The sequence below is a fragment of the Nonomuraea sp. NPDC050786 genome (assembly GCF_040654115.1).
GTDB lineage: Bacteria > Actinomycetota > Actinomycetes > Streptosporangiales > Streptosporangiaceae > Nonomuraea.
On sequence record NZ_JBFAHJ010000030.1, the window covers coordinates 45317 to 60218 of the forward strand.

At 72.2% G+C, this 14902-nt stretch carries 14 protein-coding genes; 7 read left to right on the forward strand and 7 right to left on the reverse strand.

Translation table 11 applies throughout. The features are described from left to right. Positions 1-7: 7 nt before the first annotated feature. Both AB0H84_RS39990 and AB0H84_RS39995 read right to left on the reverse strand, forming a co-directional pair. A complete protein-coding gene (locus tag AB0H84_RS39990; RefSeq protein ID WP_357616759.1) occupies positions 8-826 on the reverse strand; it encodes a CDP-alcohol phosphatidyltransferase family protein in 819 nt (272 codons plus the stop codon). 48 nt (positions 827-874) lie between these two features. Beyond that, positions 875-2320, reverse strand: a complete 1446-nt coding sequence (locus AB0H84_RS39995; RefSeq protein ID WP_357616761.1) for a glycosyltransferase family 2 protein — start codon at positions 2318-2320, stop codon at positions 875-877. Between the two features lie 146 nt (positions 2321-2466). Between AB0H84_RS39995 and AB0H84_RS40000 the strand changes: the two genes are divergently transcribed. Continuing rightward, positions 2467-2958 carry a GNAT family N-acetyltransferase gene (locus AB0H84_RS40000; protein ID WP_357616763.1) on the forward strand — a complete coding sequence of 164 codons (492 nt, stop codon included), beginning with the start codon at positions 2467-2469 and terminating at the stop codon, positions 2956-2958. After that, positions 2955-3998, forward strand: a complete 1044-nt coding sequence (pseI, locus tag AB0H84_RS40005; RefSeq protein ID WP_357616765.1) for a pseudaminic acid synthase — start codon at positions 2955-2957, stop codon at positions 3996-3998. Before AB0H84_RS40000 ends, pseI begins: the two co-directional genes overlap by 4 nt. On the opposite strand, the gene AB0H84_RS40010 is transcribed toward pseI, so the two are convergent. Both AB0H84_RS40010 and AB0H84_RS40015 read right to left on the reverse strand, forming a co-directional pair. Beyond that, the gene (locus tag AB0H84_RS40010) at positions 3979-4977 is read right to left on the reverse strand and encodes a hypothetical protein (protein WP_357616767.1); all 999 of its coding nucleotides are present in this window, start codon (positions 4975-4977) and stop codon (positions 3979-3981) included. The two genes, pseI and AB0H84_RS40010, sit on opposite strands and share 20 nt — an antisense overlap. After that, positions 4974-5702: a glycosyltransferase family protein gene (locus AB0H84_RS40015; RefSeq protein ID WP_357616769.1), complete on the reverse strand. Its 729-nt coding sequence runs from the start codon at positions 5700-5702 to the stop codon at positions 4974-4976. Before AB0H84_RS40015 ends, AB0H84_RS40010 begins: the two co-directional genes overlap by 4 nt. Before the next feature lie 104 nt (positions 5703-5806). Between AB0H84_RS40015 and pseB the strand changes: the two genes are divergently transcribed. Next, a complete protein-coding gene (pseB, locus tag AB0H84_RS40020; protein WP_357616771.1) occupies positions 5807-6781 on the forward strand; it encodes a UDP-N-acetylglucosamine 4,6-dehydratase (inverting) in 975 nt (324 codons plus the stop codon). After that, positions 6781-7905 (forward strand): aminotransferase class I/II-fold pyridoxal phosphate-dependent enzyme, encoded by a 1125-nt coding sequence (locus tag AB0H84_RS40025; RefSeq protein WP_357616773.1) that lies wholly within the window; start codon positions 6781-6783, stop codon positions 7903-7905. Before pseB ends, AB0H84_RS40025 begins: the two co-directional genes overlap by 1 nt. 59 nt (positions 7906-7964) lie before the next feature. On the opposite strand, the gene AB0H84_RS40030 is transcribed toward AB0H84_RS40025, so the two are convergent. From AB0H84_RS40030 to AB0H84_RS40040, 3 genes are read right to left on the reverse strand one after another with little or no spacing between them, the layout of a single operon-like run. After that, positions 7965-9851, reverse strand: coding sequence for a glycosyltransferase family 2 protein (locus AB0H84_RS40030; protein ID WP_357616775.1), 1887 nt, complete (start codon positions 9849-9851; stop codon positions 7965-7967). A gap of 40 nt (positions 9852-9891) precedes the next feature. Beyond that, complete coding sequence (locus AB0H84_RS40035) at positions 9892-11523, reverse strand: hypothetical protein (RefSeq protein WP_357616777.1); 1632 nt, start codon at positions 11521-11523, stop codon at positions 9892-9894. Positions 11524-11564: 41 nt separating this feature from the next. Next, a complete protein-coding gene (locus tag AB0H84_RS40040; RefSeq protein ID WP_357616779.1) occupies positions 11565-12401 on the reverse strand; it encodes a hypothetical protein in 837 nt (278 codons plus the stop codon). A 161-nt stretch (positions 12402-12562) separates the two neighbouring features. On the opposite strand from AB0H84_RS40040, the gene AB0H84_RS40045 reads away from it, so the two are divergent. The 3 genes from AB0H84_RS40045 to AB0H84_RS40055 are packed head-to-tail and all read left to right on the forward strand — an operon-like array spanning position 12563 to position 14860. Further along, positions 12563-12808: an acyl carrier protein gene (locus AB0H84_RS40045; RefSeq protein ID WP_357616781.1), complete on the forward strand. Its 246-nt coding sequence runs from the start codon at positions 12563-12565 to the stop codon at positions 12806-12808. Next, on the forward strand, positions 12786-13553 hold the full coding sequence (locus AB0H84_RS40050) for an SDR family oxidoreductase (protein WP_357616783.1): 768 nt from the start codon (positions 12786-12788) through the stop codon (positions 13551-13553). The genes AB0H84_RS40045 and AB0H84_RS40050 overlap by 23 nt, the downstream gene beginning before the upstream one ends. After that, entirely contained in the window at positions 13553-14860 is a 1308-nt protein-coding gene (locus AB0H84_RS40055) for an AMP-binding protein (protein ID WP_357616785.1), read from the forward strand. Before AB0H84_RS40050 ends, AB0H84_RS40055 begins: the two co-directional genes overlap by 1 nt. The last annotated feature ends 42 nt before the right edge of the window (positions 14861-14902 follow it).

The following is a 14902-nucleotide window of genomic DNA, read 5'->3' on the forward strand; positions in this document are numbered from 1 at the left end:
CGAAAACTTAGACGAGAACGTGCTCTCGGCTCTCCTGAGCGGAGGCGACGTCGTGCCTGCGCGTGAAGCGCCACAGCCGGTAGACCAGGAAGATCTCGTTGGCCAGCAGCAGCGCTCCGGCGAGCGCGGCGAGCGGGATCAGCGCCCATGCCCCCGCAAGGGGCGCGACCACGAACACCGCCGCGTGGAACTCGATGCCGCTGATCAGGTGCGAGCGGACCCGGTGCCGCGCCAGGAACCTGTTGAACCGCTTGGGGAAGCTGCGCGGCCGCCGCGTCCTCTCGGCGAGCGGCACCCGCTCCAGGGGCTCGATGAGGTCCTCGTCGGGCTCCCGCTCCCCCCGCTCCTCCCGTACGACCTCGCGTACGCGCTTCATCTGCGGCGCGTTGACGTACCTGAACAGGTCCAGCACGGCGACGGCCGCCCCGAGCAGGACGTGGCGCACATCCGAGGTGAGGGCGTACTGCCCGTATGCCAGCCCCCCGGCACACAGGACCACCCTGACCCGGTCCCCCACGTAGTCGAGCCAGAGGCCGAACGGCGTGCCCGTGCCCTTGAGCCGGGCGATTTTGCCGTCCACGCAGTCGATCATGAAGCTCAGATAGAAGACGACAGCGCCCGCTATGAGCTGATTCGTCGCGAAACAGGCGGCCGACACAGCGCCGAGGACCAGTGAGAACACGGTGAGGCCGTTGGGCGTCAGCCGGGTGTGGTTGGCGACCTGGAGGGCGACCCGGCAGGCGACCGGATCCACGAAATACACGGTCCACCAGGAGTCTCTCCGCTTGCGTGTCTCGTGGACGTCATCGAGCGAATAGGTCCTCATGGATTCCAGCATGACCACGTGACGCGCCCGAGTGATTACTCTCTGGAACTACTGGGGCATGTCCATGCCGCTTCTTGACCAACCTGGCACGGACAGCCGCCACGCGGTGTTCGCGTCGCCGTCCCTGGCCCAGCCCTTGAGCACGAGGCCGCGGGCCTCGCCGCGCACCTGGAGGCGCCAGCTCGGCCCGCCGCCCTGGAGCCGCTCGGGATCGACGGTCGCGGCCATGCCGTGGCGGCCCGTACGGCGCACCTCCAGCGGCACCCGGCGGCGGCCGTCGCTGAGCCACATGTCGACCTTGCTCACCTTGCGGTCGACCCGGTGGAAGGCGACCTGGCCGCGCAGGTGGTACTCGGCGCCGGTCCAGGTGCACTCCTCGACCCTGGCGACCAGCCTGATCTCGTCGCGGGCGTCGAACACCTCGTCGGGGATGCGGAGCCGGCGGCGTTTGCGGAAGAAGGGGTAGTCGCCGTACCAGTTGGTGGTGCGGCGGCCGCGCGGAACGATGCGGGTGCCGTCCTCGCAGGCGCGCCGGAACTCGCGCACCTGGCGCAGCTCGTCCACCATGCCGCGCCTGATCAGGTGCAGCTCCAGGCGGCGCAGCGACGGCGCGGTGGCCAGCGCCTTCGGGCTCAGCGTGGTCAGCCACGCCTCGGCCAGCTGCAGCAGCGGCCCCGCCTCCTCACACGCCTCCAGCGCCTGGAACAGGAAGACGATGTCCTTCTCCAGCACCAGCGCGTCGAAGCCGTCGAGCAGCTCGGGCGCCCGCTCGTCGAGGAAGGCGCGGACCGCGCGGATGGCCGCCAGCCGTTCGTACAGGTTGGGCAGCTCGGCCCGGCGCTGCGTGATCGAGGTCTCCCCCGCGTCGCGCTTGCGCCAGTGGTAGACCACGTCGCCGATCATGTCCACGCTGGTGGCCAGGACGTGCGCCTGCATGGCGACGGGCACGTCCTCGTAGATGCCCGGGGCGAACGCCAGGCCGCCGCGCTCCCAGAAGTCGCGCCGGTAGACCTTGTTCCAGACCGTGCGGTCCCTGATGAGGACCTGCTTGTCGGTGATGTGCGTGCACAGCTCCGGCCGCCTGAACGCCTTCTCGTGCAGGATCGACTCCTCCAGCACGCCGTCCACGAGCCGCCCCACCGCGCCGCACGCGAGGTCCGAGCCGGTCTCCGCGAGCGTGTCCACGAGCCGCCGGTACGCGTCGGGCGGCACGACGTCGTCGCTGTCGGCGAAGGCCAGGTACGTGCCGCGGGCCTGCCTGATCCCCGCGTTGCGGGCCGGTCCCGGCCCCAGGTTCCGCTGGCCGAGCAGGACGAAGCGGTCGTCCTTCGCGGCGAAGTCCTCGGCGATGCGCCGGCTGCCGTCCGAGGAGCCGTCGTCCACCAGGACGACCTCGATGTCGTCCAGCGTCTGCGCGGCCAGCGACTTCAGGCATTCCGTGATGTACGGCTCCACGTTGTAGACCGGGACGACCACGCTGAGCAGGGGGATCATTCCGAATTGCTCCTTGGCTCTCGGGACGGGTTCAGGGGCAGCATGCCCCGGCCGCCCGGCGGATTCCGCAGCCCTGATCAGCTCTTTACCGGACGCATAATCCGCTACGTTGGGCAGTGAGTCGAGCACGATCAGTAGGGGGAGCGGTGCTGAGAAGCGTCCGGGACGACGATCTGCCGGTCATGCGCCGATGGCGCAACCATCCGCGCGTGCGGGCGGCCAGCTTCACCACGCACGAGATCTCCGAGGGAGAGCACGCCCGCTGGTGGGAGAGCACCCGCGCCGACGCGCGCAAGCTGGTGCTGATCTACGACCACGAGGAGGCGGCCGCGGGCGTGGTCACCTACTCCGGCCTGTCGTCCGAGAGCGCCACCTGGGGTTTCTACCTCGACCTTGACGGGCTGGAGCAGTCTGGGGAGCTGCTCCGGGTCTGGGTCGGCCTGGAGCGGGCGGCCATCGAGTACGCCTTCGGGCCGCTCGGGCTGACGACGCTCCGCGGCGAGGTGCTGGCCTGCAACGAGGTGGCCCTGCGGCTGCACAGGCGGTTCGGTTTCGTGGAGGCCGGGACCTATCGGCGGGACGTCGACGGGGTGTCGCGTGACGTCGTGACCATCAGGCTCAGGAAGGAGCACTCATGATCTCCATCGCGGGGCGGGCGATCGGGGCCGATCATCCGCCGTTCGTGGTCGCCGAGCTGTCCGGCAACCACAACGGGAGCCTGGAGCGGGCGCTGGCCATCGTGGACGCGGTGGCGGCCAGTGGGGCGCACGCGCTGAAGCTGCAGACATACCGGCCCGACACGCTGACCATCGACTGCGACGGGCCCGCGTTCCGCCTGGGCGACGGGCACGAGCTGTGGGGCGGCGAGACCCTCTACCGGCTCTTCGAGCGCGCCCACACGCCCTGGGAGTGGCACGAGCCGATCTTCGAGCGGGCCCGCCGGCACGGGCTCATCGCGTTCTCCTCGCCCTTCGACCCCACGGCCGTCGAGTTCCTGGAGAAGCTGGACGTGCCGGCGTACAAGATCGCTTCCTCGGAGATCGTGGACCTGCCGCTGATCCGGCTCGCGGCCGCCACCGGCAAGCCCCTGATCATCTCCACGGGGATGGCGTCGACACGCGAGATCCAGGACGCGCTGGGCGCCGCCCGCGAGGCGGGCTGCACCGAGCTCGCCGTGCTGTCCTGCACGGCCTCCTATCCGGCCTCTCCCGCCGAGAGCAACCTGCGGTCGCTGCCGCGGCTGGCGGCGCTCACGGGCGAGGTGGTCGGGGTGTCCGACCACACGCCGGGCATCGGGGTGCCGCTGGCGGCGGTGGCGCTGGGGGCCTGCCTGATCGAGAAGCACGTCACCATGTCGCGGGCCGAGGGCGGGGTGGACTCGGCCTTCTCGCTGGAGCCCGCCGAGCTGGCCGCGCTCGTGGTGGAGAGCGGGCGGGCCTGGCAGTCGCTGGGGGGCGTGGACATCGGGCCCCGGCCGTCCGAGCTGGAGGGGCTGCGGTTCCGCCGATCGCTGTACGTGGTGCGTGACGTGCGCGCGGGCGAGGAGGTGACCTCCGAGAACGTTCGCTCGATCCGGCCCGCGGGCGGGCTGCCTCCCGACGCGGCCGGAGAGGTGATGGGGCGGCGCTTCACCCGCGATGTCCCGTTCGGCACGCCGCTCAGCTGGGACCTGATCTGAGGAGGGCGTCCGCGACGCGCTCCCTGCCCCGGCCGTCCACGAGGCCGCGGCCGCGCCGCCCGTGCTCCTCGCGGGCGGCGGGGTCGGTGAGCAGGCGGGCCAGCACGCCGACGGCCCGGGCGCCGGCCCCGGCGTCGGTCACCCGCCCGAGCCCGGCCGCGACGCCCCGGCCCACGAGCTCCTCATAGCCGACGAGCTGGTTGTCGGCCACCCAGCTCAGGGCGGTGGGCACGCCGAGGTAGAGCAGCTCCCAGACGGCCGACCCGGCGGCGGTGACCACGAGATCGGCCTCGGCCATGAGGTCGGGCAGCCGGTCGGTCGGCGGGATCACGGTGATCGGCCCGCCCGCCTCGAACGGCTCCGGGCTGACGACCGTGGCCTCGAACGCCGCCCCGGTCGCTCGCAGTGCCGCGGCCCAGGTGGGGGCCACGCCCGCGCTGTCGGTGCCGCCGAAGAAGCAGAGCACGCGCGGCACCGCCCCTTCCCCCGGCCCGGCAGGCCCGGCACGCCTGACCCGCCTGCGCCGCCGCACGCTGTCCCGCAGGAGCACGTAGCGCGCCCCGGCCAGGCGCGGGGCGGGCCGGGGGAAGGGGCGGCGCTCGGCGCCGAGGTTCTGGTCGAGGTAGAGATCGGCCTCCTGGCCCAGCGGGTCGCCGTCCACGATCGCCAGCACGCGCGGAACCACCCTCCTGAGCGCCGCCCCCGTGCCGTCCGGCAGCTCGTATGAGTCGAGGACCACGGCGTCCAGCCGGAGCTCGCGGGCCAGCCCTGCCAGGCGCGCCGGCTGCCCCGGAGCGGGCACCAGCGGCAGCCCGCGCGCGCCGAGCTGGGCCAGCGCCCAGTCGGAGCCGCGCACCTCGCCGAGGAAGACCACCGGCACGCCCCGCGCGCACAGCTCCTCGGCCAGCGCCACGCACCTCACCAGGTGGCCGACGCCGCTCCTGACGCCGGCGTCGCACCGGAAGCCGACCCCGCTCACGCGTCCTGGAGGGCCTTCTGCCGTACGTGGGCGTTGAGCCCGCACACCTCCGGCCGCTCGCGCAGCCAGCCCACCACCGTCCCGAACGGCAGGCACCGGTCGCCCAGCGCGTCCACCACCCGGGAGATGAGCCGCCAGTCGTCCTCCGTGTCGAGCGTGATCCGCAGGTCGTCGGCAGCCGGCTGGTAGGCCAGCCCGAGCAGCCGCGCCTCACCCGGGTGCGAGTAGACATAGGAGGTCACGTGCGTGCGGTGGAACCCCTCCGCCTCGGCGTCGGCGCGCTCGAGCGCGGCCCTGCCCACGATCTCCACGTCCAGCCCGCGCGGCAGCGTGCGCGCCAGGCTCGTGCTCAGGTAGCCGAGCCCCCGAACGGCACGGAACACCAGCGCCGCCTCCCTGATCACGGCGGGGTCCAGCAGCGGGCAGTCCGCAGTGAACCTCATCACCGCGTCCCCGCGCCGCCCCGCCAGCGCCTCCATGAACCTCGTCAGCACATCATCCACGGGCCCCCGGTGCCACGCCACGCCGAGACGGCGGCACTCGGCGACCACCGCGTCGTCGGCCTCCTCGGTGGTGGTGGCCACCACGAGATCGTCGAGCGCGCCGGCCTCGCGTGCGGCGCGGACCACCCACCCCAGCACCGACCTGCCGCCCAGCTCCCGCAGCACCTTGCCCGGCAGGCGGGTCGAGCCCATGCGTGCCTGGACAATCCCGACAATACGCATCGAAGCCCCATTCCCCCGTGTGGCTCTGCGTGCCCAATCGATCGCGCTATGCTACCGAACTGCTCGAACGACTACAGCGCGTCAGCGCGATTTCAGGGGGCCACGTGAGCATTCTCAGTGGATCGTCAATTCTGATCACCGGAGGCACGGGGTCCTTCGGCAAGGCGTTCATCCGCCACGCGCTCGACTCGCTGGGGGTGCGCCGCCTGGTGGTCTTCTCCCGCGACGAGCTCAAGCAGTACGAGCTCAGGCAGCTCTTCAGCGACGACGACCGCCTGCGCTGGTTCATCGGCGACGTCAGGGACCGCGAGCGGCTGACCCGCGCCATGCACGGCATCGACCACGTGGTCCACGCGGCAGCGCTCAAGCAGGTGGACACGGCCGAGTACAACCCGTTCGAGTACGTCCGCACCAACGTCGCCGGATCCCAGAACCTCGTCGAGGCCGCCATCGACTGCGGCGTGCGCAAGGTGGTCGCGCTCTCCACCGACAAGGCCTCCAGCCCGATCAACCTGTACGGGGCCACCAAGCTGGTCGCCGACAAGCTCTTCGTCTCGGCCAACCACTACGCCGCCGCCCACGAGACCCGCTTCTCCGTCGTCCGCTACGGCAACGTGGTCGGCAGCAGGGGCTCGGTGGTGCCGTTCTTCCTGCGCCTGGCGGAGCAGGGCGCCAGCCTGCCGATCACCGACAAGCGCATGACCAGGTTCTGGATCACGCTCGACCAGGCTGTCAGGTTCGTGGTGGACTCGTTCGACCTCATGCGGGGCGGCGAGCTCTACGTGCCGCGCATCCCGAGCATGCGCATCACCGACCTGGCCGAGGCGCTGGCGCCCGACAGCACGATCTACGAGATCGGCATCCGGCCGGGCGAGAAGCTGCACGAGGAGATGATCGCGCCCGACGACGGCCGCAGGACGCTGCGCCTGCCCGACCGGTACATCGTCCAGCCCACGATCGCCACCTGGGGCTACACGCCGCCGGGCGGAGAGGTGGTGCCGGAGGGATTCACCTACCGCTCCGACACCAACGACCGGTGGCTCTCGGTCGCCGACCTGCGCGCCATGGCGGCCGGCTGATGCTCCCCTACGGGCGGCAGTCGATCGCCGAGTCCGACGTCGAGGCCGTCGCCGAGGTGCTGCGCGGCGACTGGCTGACCACCGGGCCCGCCGTCGGCCGGTTCGAGGCGGAGCTGGCCCGCTGGGCGGGCGGCGTGCCCTGCGTGTCGGTCACGTCGGGGACGGCCGCGCTGCACGTCGCGTACGTGGCGGCCGGGGTGCGGGCGGGCGACGAGGTGGTCACGTCGCCGCTGACGTTCGTGGCCACGGCGGCCACGGCCGCGCTGCTGGGCGCGCGGGTGCTCTTCGCCGACGTGCAGCCCGACACGGGCAACCTCGACCCCGACGCCGTCGCCGCGCTGGCCGGCGAGAGGACGCGGGCCGTCACGGCAGTGGACTACGCGGGCCATCCGGCCGACTACGACGAGCTGCGCACGATCGCCGATTCGGCCGGGGCGGTGCTGGTCGCCGACGCCGCGCATTCGATCGGGGCCGCGTACAAGGACCGGGCCGTGGGCGCGCTCGCCGACCTGACCACCTTCTCCTTCTTCCCGACCAAGACCGTGACGACCGCCGAGGGCGGCGCGGTGGCGGCGGCCGACCCCACACTGCTCGAGCGGGCCGCCCGCTTCAGGAACCACGGGCTGGTCAGGGAGCCGGCCGACCAGCGCGAGCCGGACGAGGGCGGGTGGCATCAGGAGGTGCACGAGTTCGGGCTGAACTACCGCCTGCCCGACGTGCTGTGCGCGCTCGGGCTCAGCCAGCTCAGGCGTCTCGCGGCCTTCCGCGAGCGGCGCTGGGAGCTGGTCGCGCGCTACAACGCGCTGCTGCGTGACGTGCCGGGGCTGACGCTGCCGGCTGAGCGCGCGTACGTGCGACCGAGCTGGCACCTCTACCCGGTCAGGGTCCGCGACGGGCGCCGGCGCGAGGTCTACGAGCGCATGCGGGCCGCCGGCATCGGCGTGCAGGTCAACTACCTGCCGGCGTACTGGCACCCGGTCTTCGCGGACCTCGGCTACCGGCGCGGGCTCTGCCCCCGGGCCGAGGCCTACTACGCCGAGCAGTTGTCGCTGCCGCTGTTCCCCGATCTGACCGACGCCCAGCAGGACCGGGTCGTGGAGACGCTCGCCGGCATCCTCGCCTGACCAGCGCTGCCTGGCCGAGCGCTGCGCGGCCGAGCGCTGCCTGACCAGGGCTGCCTGACTCAGCGCTCGGCCAGCAGGAGGCAGCCGTCCTCGCCCCGGTCGACGAGGAAGCGCCGGTCCGCGACGGTCGCGACGGGCCGCTGCCTGGTCCGTACGAGCGGCCGGATGGGTTTGCCCTGGTCGATGACGACCTCCCACCACGACTCGTGGCCCACGCTCTCGTCGATGTCGGCCAGCGGCACCCGCGCCTGGAAGTCCTGGCCGGCGAGCGTCACAGGGAAGTACATCTCCTCGCCATCGCTCCTGCGCCGCAGCCTGACCACCGGCTCCCCGTCGCCCAGGTCGGACAGCACCCCGGAGAACACCAGGTCGCCGCCGTCCACCCGGCACTCGCGGATGATCGCCTCCGCCGTGCGCAGACGCAGGCCCCACGCGCCCCTGGGGCTGCGTACCGGCACCAGCCACACGCCCCTGCTGAGGCGCGGCGCGGGGATCAGCGGCGGCAGCCAGCGCGGCCCCGCCACCCGGCCGGCGAGCTTCAGCCCGTGTCCCCTGAGGCGCACGCACAGGTCCCAGCGGCCATGCCGGGCCAGCTGCGCCGGCGTCAGCGCGGCCGGATCGAACGCGAACCTGAACGGGAACGCGTGCTCCGGCAGCGGGCCGCCGTCCTCCTGCGCGACGCTCTCCCAGGTCGGCGCGCTCTCCTTGTCGGAGAGCAGCACGCTCTCGCCGGTCCTGCGCTCCTCCAGCCAGACTCTGACCCGCATCCGGCGCAGCTCTCCCACCTCGAACCTGCCCAGCCCCACGCGGCCCACGCCGTGGAGCACGCCGTCGCGCCAGTCGAGGCTCACCAGCCTGGCGGTCACGGCCAGCTCGCCGGAGACCTCCGACAGACCCTCCGGCATCATCGGGTGCCTGCCGTACCAGCGCTTGCGCAGGAGCCCGGCCGAGCCCACCCGGGGCTGCAGCTGCCCGCAGCGGTCCTGGGCGAAGACGTACGCCAGCTCGGACAGGCGGCGCTGGTGCAGCAGGTGGACCTGGAGGCGCAGCGGATACGGGATGCTCCGCCACGCCTCGCGCGACACGCCGTCGAGATAGCGGACGGCCAGGTCCACCAGGGCCGGGTCCGCCGCCGAGCCCATGGCGGCCATGGCCTCCACAGCGACGGACATGTCGATGTCCAGCGTGTCGCGGTCGAAGTCCGTCCTGAGGCCCGGCGCCCCCCGATCCAGCAGGGCGGCGGTCTCCAGCACGGACAGGAGGCGGTCGCGCAGGTTGCCGGCCTCCAGGCAACGCTGGGTGATGGAGGCGGCCGCCTCCTCGCGCTGCCGCCAGTGGTAGACGATCGCGGCCAGCACGTCCACCTTCTCCGCCCCCACGTGGGCCGCCATGGCGACGGGCTGGTCCTCGTACATGCGCTCGGGGAAGCTCAGGCCGAGGCGCTCCCAGAACGAGCGGCGATAGACCTTGTTCCACAACATGCGGTCGCGGACCAGCAGCGGGTGGCGGGTGATGTGGGTGCCTCTGATCGGCCGCGCGAACGCCTCCCTGTGCGCCCACGACGGCATGAGCAGGTTGCGGTAGAGACGCATGACGTTCCCGCAGGCCAGGTCCGAGCCCGTGGACTCGAGCGAGGACACCATGCGCTTGAACGCGTCGCGCGGCACGGTGTCGTCGCCGTCCACGAAGGCCAGGTAGCGGCCGGTCGCCCGGCCCACCCCGACGTTGCGGGCGCGGCCCACGCCCTGGTTGTCCTGCCTGATGAGGCTGATCCGGCGGTCGTCGGCCAGCCTGGACCCGACGACGGCCGCACCGCCGTCGCGGCTGCCGTCGTCGACGCAGATGACCTCCAGGTCGTCCATCGTCTGGGCGGCGATGGAGTCCAGGCAGGGTCCGATGTACCTCTCGACGTTGTGGAACGGGACTATCACCGAAAGAACCGGCACACGCTCTCCTCTTTCTGGGTGGTTATCCGTTTCTCCATGGCTATCCGGACAGCAGTCGGAAGACCCTGCGGGCGACCTTGCGGGGGCGGGCCAGGCGGCGGGAGAGGCGGTACCCGAGCGTCTTGCGGTAGGCGGAGGCCTTGCGCTGGCTCCTGCGCAGCTTGGCCTTCGCCCGCACCAGCTCGCGCTCCCGGTAGGAGAGCTTGGTCTCCAGGCGCGAGATCCTGGCCAGGGCCGCGGTGAGCTGGTCGGCCAGACGGTCGCGGGCCCCGAGCAGGTCACGGTACGTGGGCACGTGCTCCTCGCCGGGGCAGCCCAGCTCGGCGTCCAGCTTGCGGGCGCGGTCGAGGTCGCCCTGTCCGCACGGGCGCTCCGCCATGCCGCACAGGGTCAGCGTGAGCTGGTCGGCCTCCAGCGGCCACGGCCACGGGTGGTGGTGGCCGGCCGCCAGCAGCCTGACCGCGAACCGCCACAGGATCCGGCACAGGACGACCTTCGGCTCGGGCGGCATGGACGGGCCCGCGGCCGGGCTGGTGGCCGCGAACCGCTCGCCGTCGTACACCAGGCTGTCCGTCGCGGCCGACACGTCGCCGCCCGCCTCCAGCCATCCGGCCAGCTTTCGCAGCAGCTCGCGCACGGCCTGGACGTCCTCGCGGGCGCAGGCCTCCACGAGGATCTCCTCCACGACCCGGCCCGCCGGGATCGGGCGCTCCTCGCCGTCCGGGAGGCGCCTGACGCCGTCGCCGGTGAGCTCGTACAGCGCCGTGCCCTCCTCGACGAGCCCGAGCGGCAGCTCATCGGCGTCATGCGGCGGGTGTGTCGCCACAGTGGCGGCTTCGGTGTCATGCGGCGGGCGTGTCGCCACGGCCAGCCACAGCGGGGCGAGCTCCTCCCCCAGGCGGTGCCGGAACACCAGGCGCGTCAGCTGGAGCGGGTCGGCCACCAGCATGCGGTCGCCGCCCCGCGCGCTCAGCGGGAACGTGAGCGCGTCCGGCAGGTCGGCGTCCAGCGCCTCGCGGGACAGCAGCGCGCGGGGCGCCTGCCGGGCCGGATACGCCGCGTAGCACCGCCGCACGCTCAGCCCCGCCGACTCCAGCCCCCGGTCGAGAGCCGCGGGACCGCCGGGGTAGGTCGGGTCGAAGCCGTGCGGCTCCCACTGGTCGTCGCCGCCCTCCCGATCCGCGGGCCTGGCCTCGAGGAACCTGTCGACGCCCAGGTCGTTGCGTACGCCGAGCACCAGCCGGCCCCCGGGCGCGATCAGCCCGGCCAGCGCCCCGAGCGACTCGCGCCAGGCCGCCGCGGGCGCCTCGGCGGAGTGCGTGCGCAGCAGCCCGTCCAGCGCCAGCACCAGGTCGTACGGCTCCTCCGCGGCGAACGCCTCCAGCCGCCCGCAGAAGACCGCCAGCCCCCGATGCCGTTCGCCGAGAGCGCAGGCGTCGGGATAGGAGCGCAGCAGCACGGCGGCCGAGGGAGCCTGGGAGACCACCTCGTCCACCAGCCCCTGTGGATGCGGCCCGACCAGCAGCACCCGGCCGCTCGGCGGGATGAGCCTCCTGATCAGCTCGAGCGCCGCACCCCGCCAGTCCGTGATGCCGCCCATGTTGGACATGTCTGACCACAGCAGCATCTCGCCGCCGATCAACCGGACATTCTCCGGCGCTTCAGCGTTCATGGCGTCGCTCCGCGAGGCGCGCTCGGGCGCTTCATTCCTGTTCATGCAGACCGCGCCCGCTTCCATCCGAACATTCGCAGTAGCTCCTCCGGTGTCGCCTGATATTCGAATCCCAGCTCGCGCCGCGCCACCTCCGCCGCCAGCTCGCGGTCGACGTGCGTGCCGTGCAGGTCGGGCCAGAGGCGCATGCGGCGCGCCGTCCCGCCGTACTCGGGACGTTCGTCCTCGAACTGCATCGGATCCCCGTACACGGCCACCTCGCAGCCCACCGAGGCGCCGTAGAACAGCGCACTGCCGAGCCGGTTGGAGGCCACCCTGCGGTGGCGCCGCAACTGGACCAGCTGCTTGCGCAGGAAGTCGCGGCCCTTTCCCTCCCAGCGGGAGCCGCGCTCGCCGTGGCAGATGACCCGGAACCCCCTCGATTCGTACGCTCGCCGAATGTCCGGATTCGCGAATTCCAACCAATAAAGGCAGACCGTGACCGGCCCGGTCTCGACATTTCGGATTTCGTCAGCCAGCCGGGCATGGTCGCCAATGACGGAATGCTTTTCCCAGCCATGAAAGGGATACCAGATCGTACCCTTGCGCTCGGGCACCGCGCCCAACTCAGGCTCCAGGTGCAGCAGGTAAATCCAGGGCGCGCCGATGAGGTAGTGTCCCCTGCGGCCCATGGACCAGCCACGGCGACGCAGCACGTCGGACCAGATGAAACGGGGATATCCGGGGCTGCACCAGTGGTCGTCGGGCGGAAATCCGTGAAGATAGTTCCAGCCGTGCTGGAGGAAACCTTGGATGCGTTTCGGCGACTCCTCCGGCAGGCCGCAGTATCTACTGAGTATGCGCGAGTGCCCGTACCAGTGATTGGATTCGTCCATCATTCCCCCGTACGGTGGACCGTGTCCCGTCCGACATTCCCAGTCCGCAACGGGCGCCACCCGCCGTTATACGGTTCCATTACTGGAGCCGGGGGCTTGGTTTTTCCTCATCCCGCAGATCCCGCTACACTGTGTCGCGGCTTGAGGACAGAGAGTGAGTGATCATGAGTCATCTCGACCGCCTGCGGGCCGTCTTCCGCGGCGCGCTCAACCTCCCGGCCGACGCCGACGTCGACGGGCTCGAATACCGCGCCATCCGCCAGTGGGACTCACTGGCCCACATGGCACTGATCGCCGCGATGGAGGACGAGTTCTCCATCATGATCGACACTGACGAGATGATCGACATGAGCTCGTTCGCCAAGGCGGCCGAGCTGCTGGAGAAGCATGGCATCAGCGCCGCCGTCTGAGGCCCCGTCCGAGAGCAGGGTCGTCCTCGTCACCGGCTCGACGGCGGGCATCGGCCGGGCCGTCGCGGCCACGCTGGCCGCGGCCGGCCACGACGTCGTGCTCCACGGGCGCGACCAGGAGCGGGCCGCGAAGGCCGCCGCCGAGGTCGCCGCAGAGAGCGGCGGGGTCACCGACTCGGTCGCCTGCGACGTGGCCGACTTCGGGGCCGTGTCCGCCGTGATGCGGCAGATCTACCAGCGGCACGGCCGTCTCGACGCGCTCGTGGTCAACGCCGGTGTGCACGCCGGCGGCCCGCTCGGCATGACCCGCCACGACACGGTCGACCGGCTCTTCCAGGTCAACGCCGTGGGGGCGACGTACACGCTGCAGTCCTCGCTCAGGCTGCTGCGCCGCGGCACCGCTCCCGCCGTGGTGCTGGTCTCGTCGATGATGGGCCGCATGGGCGGCGCGGGCCAGGCGGTCTACTCCGCCACCAAGGCGGCCCTGATCGGCCTGACCCTGGCCGCGGCCAAGGAGCTGGGGCCCACCGGCATCCGGGTCAACGCCGTGGCCCCCGGCTACATCAAGACCGACATGCTCGCCACGCTCGACGAGGACGCCCGCGCGGCCACCGTCGCGGCGACCCCGCTCGGGCGGCTCGGCACGCCGGCCGACGTCGCCGGCGTCGTCGCGTTCCTGCTCTCGCCGGTCGCCGCCTTCATCACCGGCCAGGTCATCGGCGTGGACGGCGGGCTGGTGCTGTGATGTTCCCGCACCCACAGGCCCGCCTCGTCGTCGCGGGAGAGCAGGCGAGCCTCGGCGGCGACGACCTGCTCCACCACGTCAACCGCACCGCGGAGGCCCTGGCCCGGCTGCGGCCCGGGCCGCTGTTCTGCGGCATGCGCAACAACCTCACGTCGGTGCTGCGCTATCTCGCCGCGTGGCGGTCGGGGCGGCCGGTCGCGCTGCTCGATCCCGACCTGTCGCCTGGGGCGCTGGCCGAGCTGGTGGCCCGGTTCCGGCCGACGGCGCTGCTCGGCTTCACGCACGCGGCCGACGGCTCGCCGCCGCCACGCCACGACGTTCCCGAGCCCCATCCCGACCTGGCCGTGCTCCTCGCCACCTCGGGTTCGACGGGCAATCCCAAGCTCGTACGCCTGTCGCGCCAGGCCGTGCAGGCCAATGCCGCCGCCATCGCCGCGGCGCTGTCCATCACCCCCGACGAGATCGCGCCCACCAGCCTGCCCCTGCACTACAGCTACGGGCTGTCGGTGCTCAACAGCCATCTGGCGGCGGGGGCGACCGTGATGCTGACGGAGGCCGGGCTGCTCGAACGGTCGTTCTGGACGCATCTCGACGCGCACCGGTGCACGTCGCTGGCCGCCGTCCCCTACCAGTACGAGATGCTGCGGCGACTGCGCTACGAGCGGTCCGAGCACCCGACGCTCGCCACCCTCACCCAGGCAGGGGGCCGGCTCAGCCCGGAGCTGGTCACGGAGTTCGCGGGCAAAGCCGATCGGTTCTTCGTGATGTACGGGCAGACGGAGGCCACGGCCCGCATCGCCGTCCTGCCCCCCGACCGCCTGGCCGACAAGCCGGGCTCCGCCGGGGCGGCCATCCCCGGCGGACGGCTGGCCGTCGACGAGGGCGAGATCGTCTACCACGGGCCCAACGTCATGATGGGCTACGCGGAGACGGCCGCCGATCTGGCCAGGGGCGACGACCTGGGCGGCGTCCTGCGTACGGGCGACCTGGGGCGGCTCGACTCCGAGGGGTTCCTCTACATCACGGGGCGGCTCAAGCGGATCGCCAAGGTCTTCGGCGTGCGGGTCAACCTGGACGACGTCGAGCGCCTGGTGCGCGGCCCGGTCCCGGTGGCGGCCACCAGCGGCGACGACCGGGTGACGGTGTGGGCCGAGGGCCTCGACGCGGCCGGCTGCGCGATCATGGCACGGCGGCTGGGGGCGGAGCTGCGGGTCCATTGGAGCGGGTTCGACGTCCGCGGCATCGACACCCTGCCCCTGCTGTCCACCGGCAAGGTGGACTACCGGGCGCTGGAGTCACGCACATGACGGCCGACGATCACCCCGCGGCCCGCCGTGGGGCGGAGGGGG